This window comes from Streptomyces sp. NPDC034099 (assembly GCF_055575415.1).
Genome location: NZ_JBVISR010000005.1, coordinates 439945 through 452171 on the forward strand (window position 1 = coordinate 439945; position 12227 = coordinate 452171).

At 73.9% G+C, this 12227-nt stretch carries 15 protein-coding genes; 6 read left to right on the forward strand and 9 right to left on the reverse strand.

The window, feature by feature from the left end:
* Window positions 1–29 precede the first annotated feature (29 nt).
* A complete protein-coding gene (locus ACZ56V_RS17815) occupies window positions 30–455 on the forward strand; it encodes a luciferase domain-containing protein (RefSeq protein ID WP_467381404.1) in 426 nt (141 codons plus the stop codon).
* Here ACZ56V_RS17815 and ACZ56V_RS17820 read toward each other — a convergent pair.
* Together ACZ56V_RS17820 and ACZ56V_RS17825 are read right to left on the reverse strand one after the other, a co-directional pair.
* A complete protein-coding gene (locus ACZ56V_RS17820) occupies window positions 418–2019 on the reverse strand; it encodes an MFS transporter (RefSeq protein ID WP_398911986.1) in 1602 nt (533 codons plus the stop codon). The genes ACZ56V_RS17815 and ACZ56V_RS17820 overlap by 38 nt on opposite strands.
* A 73-nt stretch (window positions 2020–2092) precedes the next feature.
* Window positions 2093–2566 (reverse strand): MarR family winged helix-turn-helix transcriptional regulator, encoded by a 474-nt coding sequence (locus ACZ56V_RS17825; protein WP_467381408.1) that lies wholly within the window; start codon window positions 2564–2566, stop codon window positions 2093–2095.
* Window positions 2567–2691: 125 nt separating this feature from the next.
* On the opposite strand from ACZ56V_RS17825, the gene ACZ56V_RS17830 reads away from it, so the two are divergent.
* Window positions 2692–3060 carry a DUF779 domain-containing protein gene (locus ACZ56V_RS17830; RefSeq protein ID WP_398911988.1) on the forward strand — a complete coding sequence of 123 codons (369 nt, stop codon included), beginning with the start codon at window positions 2692–2694 and terminating at the stop codon, window positions 3058–3060.
* 20 nt (window positions 3061–3080) lie between these two features.
* On the opposite strand, the gene ACZ56V_RS17835 is transcribed toward ACZ56V_RS17830, so the two are convergent.
* Complete coding sequence (locus ACZ56V_RS17835) at window positions 3081–3566, reverse strand: TetR-like C-terminal domain-containing protein (RefSeq protein ID WP_398911989.1); 486 nt, start codon at window positions 3564–3566, stop codon at window positions 3081–3083.
* Between ACZ56V_RS17835 and ACZ56V_RS17840 the strand changes: the two genes are divergently transcribed.
* Complete coding sequence (locus tag ACZ56V_RS17840; RefSeq protein WP_398911990.1) at window positions 3543–3740, forward strand: hypothetical protein; 198 nt, start codon at window positions 3543–3545, stop codon at window positions 3738–3740. The two genes, ACZ56V_RS17835 and ACZ56V_RS17840, sit on opposite strands and share 24 nt — an antisense overlap.
* Window positions 3741–3786: 46 nt before the next feature.
* Here the strand turns inward: ACZ56V_RS17840 and ACZ56V_RS17845 are convergent, their stop codons facing one another.
* From ACZ56V_RS17845 to ACZ56V_RS17870, 6 genes are all read right to left on the reverse strand, one after another.
* On the reverse strand, window positions 3787–3981 hold the full coding sequence (locus ACZ56V_RS17845; protein WP_030181846.1) for a hypothetical protein: 195 nt from the start codon (window positions 3979–3981) through the stop codon (window positions 3787–3789).
* Window positions 3982–4096: 115 nt separating this feature from the next.
* Complete coding sequence (locus tag ACZ56V_RS17850; RefSeq protein ID WP_468943264.1) at window positions 4097–4960, reverse strand: phosphatidylinositol-specific phospholipase C/glycerophosphodiester phosphodiesterase family protein; 864 nt, start codon at window positions 4958–4960, stop codon at window positions 4097–4099.
* Window positions 4961–5122: 162 nt separating this feature from the next.
* Window positions 5123–6211: an acyl-CoA dehydrogenase family protein gene (locus ACZ56V_RS17855; protein WP_468943267.1), complete on the reverse strand. Its 1089-nt coding sequence runs from the start codon at window positions 6209–6211 to the stop codon at window positions 5123–5125.
* A complete protein-coding gene (locus tag ACZ56V_RS17860) occupies window positions 6208–7389 on the reverse strand; it encodes an acyl-CoA dehydrogenase (protein ID WP_468943269.1) in 1182 nt (393 codons plus the stop codon). The genes ACZ56V_RS17855 and ACZ56V_RS17860 overlap by 4 nt, the downstream gene beginning before the upstream one ends.
* On the reverse strand, window positions 7386–8366 hold the full coding sequence (locus ACZ56V_RS17865; RefSeq protein ID WP_468943272.1) for an NADPH:quinone oxidoreductase family protein: 981 nt from the start codon (window positions 8364–8366) through the stop codon (window positions 7386–7388). The genes ACZ56V_RS17860 and ACZ56V_RS17865 overlap by 4 nt, the downstream gene beginning before the upstream one ends.
* 84 nt (window positions 8367–8450) lie before the next feature.
* Window positions 8451–9026, reverse strand: coding sequence for a helix-turn-helix domain-containing protein (locus ACZ56V_RS17870; protein WP_398911995.1), 576 nt, complete (start codon window positions 9024–9026; stop codon window positions 8451–8453).
* Window positions 9027–9103: 77 nt separating this feature from the next.
* On the opposite strand from ACZ56V_RS17870, the gene ACZ56V_RS17875 reads away from it, so the two are divergent.
* From ACZ56V_RS17875 to ACZ56V_RS17885, 3 genes are all read left to right on the forward strand, one after another.
* Entirely contained in the window at window positions 9104–10069 is a 966-nt protein-coding gene (locus ACZ56V_RS17875) for an NAD(P)/FAD-dependent oxidoreductase (protein WP_398911996.1), read from the forward strand.
* A 107-nt stretch (window positions 10070–10176) separates the two neighbouring features.
* Window positions 10177–11715, forward strand: coding sequence for an ATP-dependent DNA ligase (locus ACZ56V_RS17880; RefSeq protein ID WP_468943275.1), 1539 nt, complete (start codon window positions 10177–10179; stop codon window positions 11713–11715).
* A complete protein-coding gene (locus tag ACZ56V_RS17885; protein ID WP_398911998.1) occupies window positions 11712–12173 on the forward strand; it encodes an NUDIX hydrolase in 462 nt (153 codons plus the stop codon). Before ACZ56V_RS17880 ends, ACZ56V_RS17885 begins: the two co-directional genes overlap by 4 nt.
* The last annotated feature ends 54 nt before the right edge of the window (window positions 12174–12227 follow it).

The window sequence follows — 12227 nt, forward strand, 5'->3', positions numbered from 1 at the left end:
CGAAGCGATGATCGGGCGACGATAGGGCCATGACTCCGGCCCAGCGCGCCTTTGAGCGGCTGCAAGCCTGGCCCGACCTCTCGGCGGGCCGGGCCAGTTGCGGAACCGGACGGGCACTGTGCTCCGTCCGCGACGAGATCGTCCACTTCCACTCGGACCGGGACGTGGACCTCCACCTCACCCACCGGGCCATCCAGCGCTTCCAGTACGACCTCGGCGGCTCCACCGCCATCCGCCTGGTGCCCGGCTCCCGTTGGGTGACCGTGCACCTGGACTGCGACGCGGACGTCGACCTGCTGCTGAGCCTGGTGAGCATCGCGCTCAAGGCCCATCAGTCCCGGCCGCCGGCCGACCGCGCCCCGGGTCCGTCGGGGCCGACGGCTCTCGCGGTCTCCCACGGGTGCAACTTCCGCCGGGTCACGGTGCTTCCGCGCGCCGCGGCCGGGGAGGCCTGAGTCCGGCCGCCGCGAGGGCCGCGCCCAGCACGCAGAGGGCGCCCGTGACGACCACGGCCACGTGGACGCCGTTCATGAACGCCTGCCCGCTGCCCTCCACCACGGCGGCCCGCAGCCCGGCCGGCATGTCGCCGGAGACGGGCGCCACGCCCATCGCCACCGCGTCCTCGGCCTCCTGGAGACCGTTGGCCACGGCCGGGGGCACGCCCGCGCCGGTCAGCTCACCGGTGAGGGTCCCGCGCACCTGGGCGCTGATCAGGGAGACCAGCACGGAGGTGCCGAGCGCGCCGCCGATCTGCAGGGTCGTCGCCTGGAGACCGCCCGCCACGCCGCCGTCCCGGACGGGGGCGTTGCCCACGACGGCGTCGGAGGAGGCGGACATCACCATGCCGACGCCGAGGCCGAGCGCGATGAACGGCGGCCACATCGTGGCGTAGGCGGAGTCGGTCTGCCAGGTGAGCATGCCGAAGCAGGAGGCCGCCTGGAGCAGCATGCCCAGCGGCATGGTCAGCCGGGGCCCGAAGCGCTGGGTCAGGGCCGCGCCCAGGGGCGAGGCGACCAGCGAGGCGAGGCTGAGCGGGAGCGTCCGCACGCCCGCCTCGACCGGCGTGAAGCCGCGCACGTTCTGCAGATACAGCATGACGAAGAAGATCACGCCGAGCATCACGAAGAAGTTCAGCGCGGTGACGACCGCGCCGATGGTCAGCGCGCGGCTGCGGAACAGGCGCATCGGCAGCAGCGGGTGCTCCACGCGGGTCTCGTACCGGCCGAACACGAGCAGGAGTACGAGGCCGGCGGCGATGGCACCGAGGGTGCCGGCGGAGGTCCAGCCCCAGGTCTCGCCCTTGACGACGCCGAAGACGACGGCCAGGAGGCCGAGGGCGAGCAGGACGAGGCCGGGTATGTCGAAGCGCTCGCGGCCCCCGGCGTTGCGGCTCTCCGGGAGGACGAGGGCGCCGAAGACGATGGCGAGGACACCGATGGGGGCGTTGACGTAGAAGACGGACTCCCAGTCGACGTGCTCCACGAGGAGTCCGCCGACGATGGGGCCGAGGGCCGTGGCGACGGCGGAGATCATGGCCCAGATACCGACGGCCATGCCGAACTTCCTGGGCGGGAAGACGGAGCGGAGCAGTCCGAGGGTGTTGGGCACCAGCAGTCCGCCGAAGGCACCTTGGAGGGCGCGGAAGGCGACGACCCCCTCGATCGAACCGGACAGGCCGATGGCGACGGAGGCGAGGGTGAAGCCGGCGACACCCACCAGGTAGTAGGTGCGGCGGCCGAAGCGGTCGCCGAGCTTGCCGCCCAGGATGAGGGTGGCGGCGAGGGCGAGCAGGTAGGCGTTGGTCACCCACTGGAGCTGGGCGGTGGACGCGTGCAGGTCGCTGCCGATCTCGGGGTTGGCGATGGCGACGACGGACCCGTCGAGCTGGACCATGAACAGGCCGAACGCGACGGCGAGGAGGGTCAGCCACGGGTTGGACCGCAGGCGGCGTGCCGCCCGTGGGACGGGGGCGGTCTCGGCCGCGGGCATGGCGGAGTGATCCACGGACGTGGAGGGCATGGCGGAGTCTTCTCTTCCGGATTCAGGGGTGGTGCGGGAAGGGAACGGCGCGCCGAGAGGGCGGGCACGTGCGTCAGCGGACGCCGGGGTGGAGGTGCCGCGTCAACGCTTCGAGGGCTCCCAGGGCGGAGCCGAGCGCGCCCTGCTGGCCCTCGGTGAGGGCTCCCAGGGCGTGGCGGATGAACGCGGTCTCCAGTTCCCGCACCTCGGACACCCGTTCACGGGCCGTGGCCGTGAGGTGGAGGTGGGCGACGCGCTTGTCGGCGCTGTCCTGCCGGCGCTCCAGGTCGCCCTGCTCGGTGAGCTGGGAGACCAGGGCGCTGACATTGTTCGGCTTCATCAGCAGGGCCTCGGCGGCCTCGCGCACCGTGGCGCCCTCGTGCTGCGCGACGAACCGCAGCAGGGCGAGCTGCCCCTCGGGGGGCTTGGGGTGCGGGTACCGGGCGGTGACCTGTCGGTCCAGCGCCCTGTGCAGCGCGGGAAGGCACGCCGCGAGCCCGGAGGCCAGGCGGTCGGTGTCCCGGCGGGGGGTGCTGGAGTCGGTCACCCGGGAACAATAGATATGAGTACATAGGTATGTCAAAGGAGGTACCCCGGGAAGGCAGCCCGCGGAACCTCGCCACCGGAGCCGCGCAACGCACTCGCAACCTTCGCCGTGGTGGCATGCACGGCATGGGCGACACATACGAGGAGACCCCGCGCGTCGAGCTGACCGACGAGGCGTCCGTACTGCTGCGGCGGCTCCGCGAGGCGCACGGCCCGCTGATGTTCCACCAGTCCGGCGGGTGCTGCGACGGCAGCGCCCCCATGTGCTACCCGGCCGGCGAGTTCCGCACCGGCGCCTCGGACGTGCTGCTCGGCGAGCTGGCCGTGGACGGCGTGGAGGAGCCGGTGGAGTTCTGGATGTCGCGGAGTCAGTACGAGGCGTGGAGCCACACCCGGCTGATCGTGGACGTCGTCCCGGGCCGGGGCAGCGGTTTCTCGCTGGAGGCGCCCGAGGGGGTGCGCTTCCTCATCCGCTCCCGGCTCGTGGACGCCTAGCCCAGCCCCCGCCTCGGCCGTCAGCGCACCAGGGGCAGGAAGATCGTGTCGACGATCTCTTCGACGACGTCATCGGGGACCGGCGCGAGGGTCACGAGGATTTCCTGGCGCAGCAGGTCGAAGGGGAGGGACCTGACGCGCTCGGTGAGCCGTTCCGGCCTGGCCTCGCCGCGGGCGACGGCCCGGCCGTAGACCTCCGCGAGCGCGTCCGCGGACTTCCCGCGCGTCTCGTCGAGCAGGTCGCCCGGGTTGGTGCCGGTCTCCTGGTAGTACCCGGCCAGGTGCGCGTACATGAGGATGACGAGCCGGGCGTTGGCGGTGCCGATCTCCCGCATGAGGGCGAGGACGTCCCCCCGCAGGCTGCCCGTGTCCGGGGTGTCGACGCGCGCCTCCTCCAGGGGGCACCAGGAGATCCCCGACGCCGGTGTCCTCACCCGCATCGCCCAGCAGGTCGGCGGGTCGGCGGGTCGGCGGGGATCGCCGTGCTCGCCGTCGTCCTGCAGCACGCCTCCCTCGGCGCCCACGGAGCGAGCGCCCTGGCCGACGCGTTCGACCGGGCGTTCTGGTGGTCGGTGGCCCTCACCGCCCTCGCCGTCCCGCTCTGCCTGCTCCTGCCCGGCCGGCCCGGCCCCCGGCCCTCCGCCGAGAAGACGCGGACCGGCACGGCGGTCGAGGCCTGACCGTCGCCGCGCCGAGGTCCGCCTCGGCGGCGGCCTCTCCGCCGTCCTACGGTCTGAGGCTGCTCACGATGTCCGCCGTCGCGGTCAGTCCGCTGTTGATGGTCGGGGCGATGCTCGTGCTCGCCAGGTAGAAGCCGAGCAGCAGGCACACCAGGGCGTGCGAGACCTTCAGTCCGCCGTTGCGCAGGAAGAGCACCGCCAGGATGGACAGCAAGAGCACCACAGAGATGGAAACGGCCATCGTCAACCTCCTCCGCCACGTCCACTTCGCGGCGTTCGGCCGTAAGTGTGGCGTAGCGGAGGGTTCGTCCGGGCGGCTGACCTGTCCTCCGAACGAGTGGTGTTCCGGCGCTGCCCTACGCGTCCCGGTGGTCGTCGAGGAACGCCTCGAGGCCCGCGAGGTCGTCGGTGTTGAGATGGTCGACCCCGGCGGCGAGCAGTTCGGCCCAGACGGCGTCCCGCGCGGGCCCCGCCACGTCGGGCGTGGCCCAGAAGCGCACCCGCTGCCCGCGGGCGTGGGCCGCGCCCACGATGTCCCGCAGTCTGCGCCGCTCGGCCACCGGGAAGGTGCCCACGCCCTGCCAGGTGAAGTTGAGCGTCCAGTTGTCGCTGATCAGCGGGACGAACGAGGCCGGCGCGGTGGTGCCGAGGTCGGTGAGGCGGCCGTCGTAGAAGGCCCGGCGGGTGCCCTGGGCCGCCATGGGCGCGCGGGCGGCCCGGTCGCCGGAGACCACCGCGGTGACCGCGCCCGGGAACACCCGTCCGTGGGCGTAGGAGGTGAACAGGTGCTGGTAGCGGCGCAGTCGGCGGTCGAGTTCGAGGTACGTCGCCTCGCCCTCGGTCTTGATGTCGATCAGGAGTTGCAGGGAGCCGCGGTCCCGCCGGTAGACCCGGCCGTGGCCCGCGCGGACCCGGGCGGCGAGCGGGTCGAGGTAGAGCGACTCCAGGGTGCGGGACGGGTCCAGGTCCTCGGGGGCGTGGGCGACCAGGAGTTGGCCGCCGACCAGGTAGATGTCGGCCTCGACGCTGCCGAAGCGGTGGTCGAGGGCGTCGAGGAGGGGGCGGGGGTGCTCGTAGTCGTTGTGGGCGTGCGCGCGCCACAGCGGGCGCGGTCCGTGCCTGCCTTCGGCCGCCAGCGCGGTGCCGGCGGGCAGGGCGACCGCGCCCGCGAGGGCGGCGCCGAGGGTGGTGAGGGCTCTGCGTCGGGTGGTGAGGGCCATGCTCTGCCTCCCTGGAGGTGCCGTACGGGACCCCAGTGAGTATGGGGGCCCGTGGCCCTCAGGGAGCAGAGCCGTGCGGAGAGTTGGCCGGACCGCCGCCGGTCGTTCACTTCACGGGCGCGGTTCCCGGACCGGACGCGGGCGCGGGCGCGAGCGGGTACGTCAGGGTGCCCGCAGGTCGACCAGTTCGGCCAGCGCCGCGCGGTGGGTGCCCGCCGCACCGTAGGCGATCGAGTCGGCCTTGGCCCGCTTGAGGTACAGGTGGACCGGGTGCTCCCACGTCATGCCGATGCCGCCGTGCAGTTGCAGTGCCTCCTCTGCGGCGTGGACGGCGACCTGGGCCGCGTACGCCTGGGCCACGGCGACGGCCACCTCGGTGTCCGTGCCGGTCGCCAGGGCGTCGGCCGCGTTGCGGGCGGCGGCGCGCAGGCCCGCCACCTCCAGCCACAACCGGGCGAGCCGGTGCTTGAGCGCCTGGAAGCCGCCGACCTGGCGGTTGAACTGCTTGCGTTCCTTGAGGTAGCGGACCGTCTCGGTCAACAGCCAGTCGGCGAGGCCCAGTTGTTCGGAGGCGAGCAGTCCGGCACCGGCCCGCAGGGCCTGGCGCACGGCGGGCTCCGCGTCACCGAGGCGGCGCCCCGGGGCGCCGTCGAGGGTCACGCGCGCAAGCGGCCGGGTGGGGTCGAGCGAGACCTGTGGGGTCACCGTCGTGTCGGCGGCACGGACCGCGTACAGGCCCCCGTTGTCGCCGGGCACCAGCAGCACGTCGGCGACGGCGGCGTCCGCGATGCCGGTCAGCTCACCGTGCAGGGACCCGTTCTCCAGCCGCACGCCCGGAACCGCGCCGCCCGCTGCGACGTGCAGCCCGACGGCCAGTACCGCGACGGTCGTGGCGGACGCCAGCTCGCCGAGCAGGTCGTCGGCCCGGCAGGCCAGCAGCGCCTCGGTGGCGACCACAGCGCTCGTCAGGTACGGCACCGGTGCGACCGCGCGTCCCAACTCCTCCAGGACGACGGCGGCCTCCCGGTGGGTGGCGCCCTGGCCGCCCAGTTCCTCCGGGATCAGCAGGCCCGCGAGGCCCATCGAGTCGGCGAGGGACTTCCACAGCGACACGTCGTGCGGGGCGGCCGTCTCGGTGCGGGTGATGACGCCCGCCGGGTCGCAGTGGTCGGTGAGCAGGTCCCGGACGGCGGCGCGCAGCGCCTCTTCCTCCTCCGAGTGGAGCAGGGCGGGTTCCGGCTGTGCGCTCATCGGGCCAGGTCCTTCCATGCGACGTCCTTGTCGGTGCGCGGTTCAGCGGGCAGGCCGAGGACGCGCTCGGCGACGATGTTCAGCAGGACCTCGCTGGTCCCGCCCTCGATGCTGTTGCCCTTGGACCGCAGGTAGCGGTATCCGGCGTCGCGGCCGGTGAAGTCGACCAGCTCGGGGCGGCGCATGGTCCAGTCGTCGTAGAGCAGGCCCTCCGCGCCGAGGAGTTCGACCTCCAGGCCGCTGATCTCCTGGTTGAGCCGGGCGAAGTTCAGCTTCATCCCGGCGCCCTCCGGACCGGGCTGGCCGGCCGCCAGTTGCTGGCGCAGGCGCACGCCGGTGAGGCGGGCGACCTCGGCCTCGACCCACAGGCCGAGCAGCCGCTGGTGCAGGTCGTGGGTGCGCAGGTCGGGACGGTCCCGCCAGGTCGCGGCGATCTTGCCGATCATGCCGCCCTCGCGGGGGATCGGCGTGCCGCCGATGGCGACGCGTTCGTTGTTCAGCGTGGTCTGGGCGACCCGCCAGCCGTCGCCGATGCCGCCGAGGCGGCGGGAGTCGGGGATGCGGACGTCGGTGAGGAACACCTCGTTGAACTCGGCCTCGCCGGTGATCTGGCGCAGCGGCCGCACCTCGACACCGGGGTCGGTCATGTCGCACACGAAGTAGGTGATGCCCCGGTGCTTGGGCACGTCCGGGTCGGTGCGGGCGATGAGGATGGCCCAGCGGGCGAGGTGGGCGCTGGAGGTCCACACCTTCTGACCGTTCACGACCCAGTCCTCGCCGTCCCGGACGGCCCGCGTGCCGAGGGCGGCCAGGTCGGACCCGGCGCCCGGCTCGCTGAAGAGCTGGCACCAGACCTCCTCCCCGGTCCACAGCGGACGCAGCAGCCGGCGCTTCTGCTCCTCGGTGCCGTACTGGAGGATGGTCGGGGCGGCCATGCCGAGGCCGATGCCGATGCGCCGGGGGTCGTTGTCGGGGGCGTCCGCGGCCGCCAACTCGGCGTCCACGACGGCCTGGAGGGCGCGCGGGGCACCGAGACCGCCGAGCCCCTCCGGGTAGTGCACCCAGGCGAGTCCGGCGTCGAAGCGGGCCCGGAGGAAGTCCAGGCGGTCCGTGGTGGCCGGTGGATACGCGGCGAGCAACCCGCGCGTGCGGTGGCGCAGTTCCGCTGCGTCGGTCATGCGGCGGCTCCCTTGTCCAGGTTCTCCGGTACGACGGCCAGGCGGCCGGTCGTCCTGCCGTCGGCGACGCGCTGTACGGCGTCGGCGGCGCCGGCGAGCGGCACCCGCTCGCTCACCAGCGGCTTGATCGCGCCCCGCGCGGCCAGCTCGGTGAGCTGTTCGTGGCAGTGCCGGACCAGCTCGGGGTCCTTGGTGTTGTACAGGCCCCAGTGCAGGCCGAGGATCGCGTAGTTCTTCACCAGCGCGTGGTTCAGCGCGGGACTGGGGATCGTGCCGCTCGCGAAGCCGACGACAACGATCCGGCCCTCGAAGGCGACGACCTTGGCGGACTGGGCGTACGCCTGCCCGCCGACGGGGTCGTAGACCACGTCGGCGCCCCGGCCGCCGGTGGCCTCCTTCACGGCGGCGACGACGTCCTCGGCGTGCCGGTCGACGACCACGTCGCAGCCCAGCTCGCGGGCGACGACCGCCTTCTGGGGGCCACTGACGACGCCGACGACGGTGGCACCGGCCGCCTTTCCGAGCTGTACGGCGGCGCTCCCGACGCCGCCCGCGGCGGCGTGGACCAGCAGCGTCTCGCCTGCTTCCAGCCGGGCCCGGCGGTGCAGGCCGAACCAGCCGGTCTGGTACCCGATGTGCAGGGCGGCGGCCTCGGCGTCGTCCAGGGCGTCCGGCGCGGGCAGCAGGGCACGCGCGTCCGCGAGGGCGTACTCGGCGAAGCCGCCGTGCGGCAGTGCCGGGTTGGCGATGACGCGGCGCCCGTCCTCGGTCTCGCCGCAGATCTCCACGCCCGGTGTGAACGGCAGCGGCGGCCGGACCTGGTACTGGCCCCGGCAGAGCAGGGCGTCGGGGAAGTTGATGTTCGCGGCGCGGACCCGCAGCAGGACCTGGCCCTCGCCCGGTGTCGGCGGCGGCACGTCCGCGAGGCGCATCACCTCGCCCGGCTCGCCGTTCTCGTGCACCTGCCATGCCTGCATGCGGGGCCTCCACCGACTGCGTCGTCCGACCGGGTCACCCGCATACTAAGCGGTCGCTTGCCGATCAGGGAACAGGGTGGGGCGTCACGCCTGCGAGGGCCGCGCCCGTACGTGCATCCGCTCCCCCTGCGGACCGAAGAGGCTGAGGAACTCGGCCGGCCCCTCCCCCGTCGACCCGAACCAGTGCGGCACCCGGGTGTCGAACTCCGCGGCCTCCCCCGCCGACAGCACCACGTCGTGCTCGCCCAGCACGAGCCGCAGCCGTCCGGAGAGGACGTACAGCCACTCGTACCCCTCGTGGGTGCGCGGGTCCGGCTCCTCCCGGCGCTGGGGCTCCAGCACCTTGAACGCCTGGAGGCCGCCCGCCTGGCGGGTGAGCGGCCAGTGCGTGCGGCCGTGCCGCACGATGGGCCTGGCGCGCACCCGGGGGTCACCGACCGGTGGCGCGCCGACCAGTTCGTCCAGCGGGACCTGGTGGGCCTGGGCGATCGGCAGCAGCAGTTCGAGGCTCGGCTTGCGCAGACCCGACTCCAGCCGCGACAGGGTGCTCACCGAGATCCCTGTCGACTCGGACAGCGCCGTCAGGGTCACCTCGCGCTCCTTGCGCAGCTGGCGGAGCCTCGGCCCGACACCGGCGAGGACGTCGTCTGGGGTCGTCATGCGTTTATTGCAGTTCCGGCAAACATATTTGTCAATACCGGAGGATCCGAGCGACCTTCTACGTGGAGGTGGTCACCATGACCCAGAACACGAACCCGAAGGATCTGAAGGACCCGGCCGGAACGTACGACGTGGTGGTCGTCGGCGGCGGCGCGGCCGGGCTCTCCGCCGCGCTGGTCCTGGGCCGCTCGCGGCGGCGCACCCTGGTGGTCGACGCCGGGGAGCCGCGCAACGCGCCGTCGGACCACATGCAGGGCTACCTGACCCGGGACGGCATGTCCCCCGCCGAGTTCCTGGCGCTCGGCCGGGAGGAGATCGCGCGCTACGGGGTGGAGCTGGTCCGCGACCGTGCCGTGGACGTGTCCCGGGACGGGGACTTCGCGGTACGGCTGGCCGGCGGGGAGACCGTGCACGCCCGGCGGCTGATCGTCACCACCGGGCTCAGGGACGAGCTGCCGGACGTGCCCGGGGTCGCCGAGCGGTACGGACGGGACGTGCTGCACTGCCCGTTCTGCCACGGCTGGGAGGTGCGGGACGAACGCTTCGGCGTCCTGGCCGCCGGCCCGCTCAGCGTGCACCAGGCCCTGATGGTGTCCGGTTGGTCGGACGACGTGACGCTCTTCCTGCACACGGTCGCCGAGCGGGAGTTGTCCGACGACGACCTGCGGCGGCTCGCCGCGGCCGGGGTCAAGGTGGTGCCCGGCGAGGTCGCCGCCCTGCGGGTCGAGGACGACCGGCTCACCGGGGTACGGCTGGCGGACGGCACGGCGCACGACCGCACGGTGGTCTTCGTCGCCCCGAAGGCGGTCCCGCAGACCGGCCTGATGGAGCGGCTGGGGGCGGAGCTGCAGGAGACGCCGTTCGGCGCCTACCCCGTGGTGGACCCGACGGGCCGGACCAGCGTGCCGGGCGTGTGGACGGCCGGCAACGCGATGGGCTTCGCCGAGCAGGTCGTCCACGCGGCGAGCGGCGGCTACCGCGCGGCGGCGGCGGTCGTCGGCGACCTGATCATGTCGGACCTGGACGCGGCCGTCGCCGGGTGAGGGCACCCCGGAGCACCCGGACCGGGCGCGCGCCGGTACGCGGCGCCCGCGGGAACGCGCGGCCGCCGCGGGGTGTGCGCCGGGCCGCTCCGGTGCACCATGACTGCATGCTGCTTGCCCGGTTGGCCCAGGTGTCCCGGGAGGTCGCCGCCACGTCGGCGCGGTCCCGGAAGACCGTCCTGCTCGCGGAGCTGTTCCGCGAGGCGGAGGCGGCGGACGTACCGGTCGTCATCCCGTACCTGGCGGGTCGGCTCCCGCAGGGCCGGATCGGCGTCGGGTGGAAGGTGCTCAGCCGCCGGGTCCCGCCGGCCGACGCGCCGAGCCTGACGGTGCGGGACGTGGACGCCCGGCTCACCCGGCTCGGCGCGGTCTCCGGCGCCGGTTCGCAGGCCGAGCGGGCCCGGCTGGTCGGCGAGCTGATGGGCGCGGCCACGGAGGAGGAGCAGCGCTTCCTGGTCGGGCTGCTCACCGGGGAGGTCCGCCAGGGCGCGCTGGACGCGGCCGCCGTCGAGGGACTGGCCGCGGCGACGGACGCTCCCCCGGCGGACGTACGGCGCGCGGTGATGCTCGCGGGGTCGCTCCAGACGGTGGCTCAGGCTCTGCTGGCCGACGGGCCCGGCGCCCTGGACCGGTTCCGGCTCACCGTCGGACGGCCCGTGCTGCCGATGCTGGCGCACAGCGCGTCCTCGGTCGCCGAGGCGGTCGGCAAGCTGGGCGCCGCGGCCGTGGAGGAGAAACTGGACGGCATCCGCGTCCAGGTGCACCGGGACGGCGGCACCGTACGGCTCTACACCCGCACCCTGGACGACATCACCGACCGGCTTCCCGAGGTCACCGAGGCGGCGCTGGCGCTGCCCGGCGAGCGGTTCGTCCTGGACGGCGAGGCCATCGCCCTCGACGCGAGCGGGCGCCCCCGCTCCTTCCAGGAGACCGCGGGCCGGGTGGGCTCCCGCACCGACGTGGCCACGGCGGCGCGGGCGGTCCCCGTCTCGGTGGTGTTCTTCGACGCGCTGTCGGTGGACGGCCGCGACCTGCTCGACCTGCCGCTGACCGAACGGCACGCGGAGCTGTCCCGGCTGGTCCCCGAACCGCTGCGGGTGCGGCGCACGCTGGTGCGCGGCCCCGAGGAGACCGGGACCGCGGAGGAGTTCCTCGCCGAGTCGCTGGGGCGCGGGCACGAGGGCGTCGTCGTCAAGGGGCTCGACGCCGCCTACAGCGCGGGACGGCGCGGCGCGTCCTGGCTGAAGGTCAAGCCCGTCCACACGCTCGACCTGGTGGTGCTGGCCGCCGAGTGGGGTCACGGCCGCCGCACCGGCAAGCTCTCCAACCTCCACCTGGGCGCCCGCACCGCCGACGGCTCCTTCGCGATGCTCGGCAAGACCTTCAAGGGCATGACCGACGCGCTGCTGGCCTGGCAGACCGAGCGTTTGACGGAGCTGGCCGTCGAGGAGCACGGCTGGGGGGTGACCGTACGGCCCGAACTCGTCGTCGAGATCGCCTACGACGGCCTGCAGCGCTCCACCCGCTACCCGGCCGGCGTCACCCTCCGCTTCGCCCGCGTGGTCCGCTACCGCGAGGACAAGCGCCCCGAGGACGCGGACACCGTGGACACCCTGCTCGCCGCCCACCCCGGGGTGGCCCCGTGAGGCGCAGCGCGGGTCTGCTGCTGTACCGGCGCGGACCGGGCGGGGAGCTGCAGGTGCTCCTCGGCCACATGGGCGGCCCGTTCTACACCCGGCGGGACGCCGGGGCGTGGACCGTCCCCAAGGGCGAGTACGACCCGGCGGAACCCGCGTGGGAGGCGGCCCGGCGCGAGTTCGAGGAGGAGCTGGGGCTGCCGCCGCCCGGCGGCGAGGCGGTCCCGCTCGGCGAGGTGCGGCAGGCGGGCGGGAAGGTCGTCACGGTCTGGGCCGTGGCCGCCGACCTCGATCCGGCCACGGTCGTCCCCGGCACCTTCCGCATGGAGTGGCCGCCCAGGTCGGGGCGGACCGAGGAGTTCCCCGAGCTGGACCGGGTGGCGTGGTTCGCGCTGGAGGCGGCGCGCGAGGTGATCGTGAAGGCGCAGTCCGCGTTTCTCGACCGGCTGGCTGAGCACTCGCACTGACGAGACGCCACGAGGAACGACGCGACCCGTCCGCGTTGCGGCACCCCGCGCCGC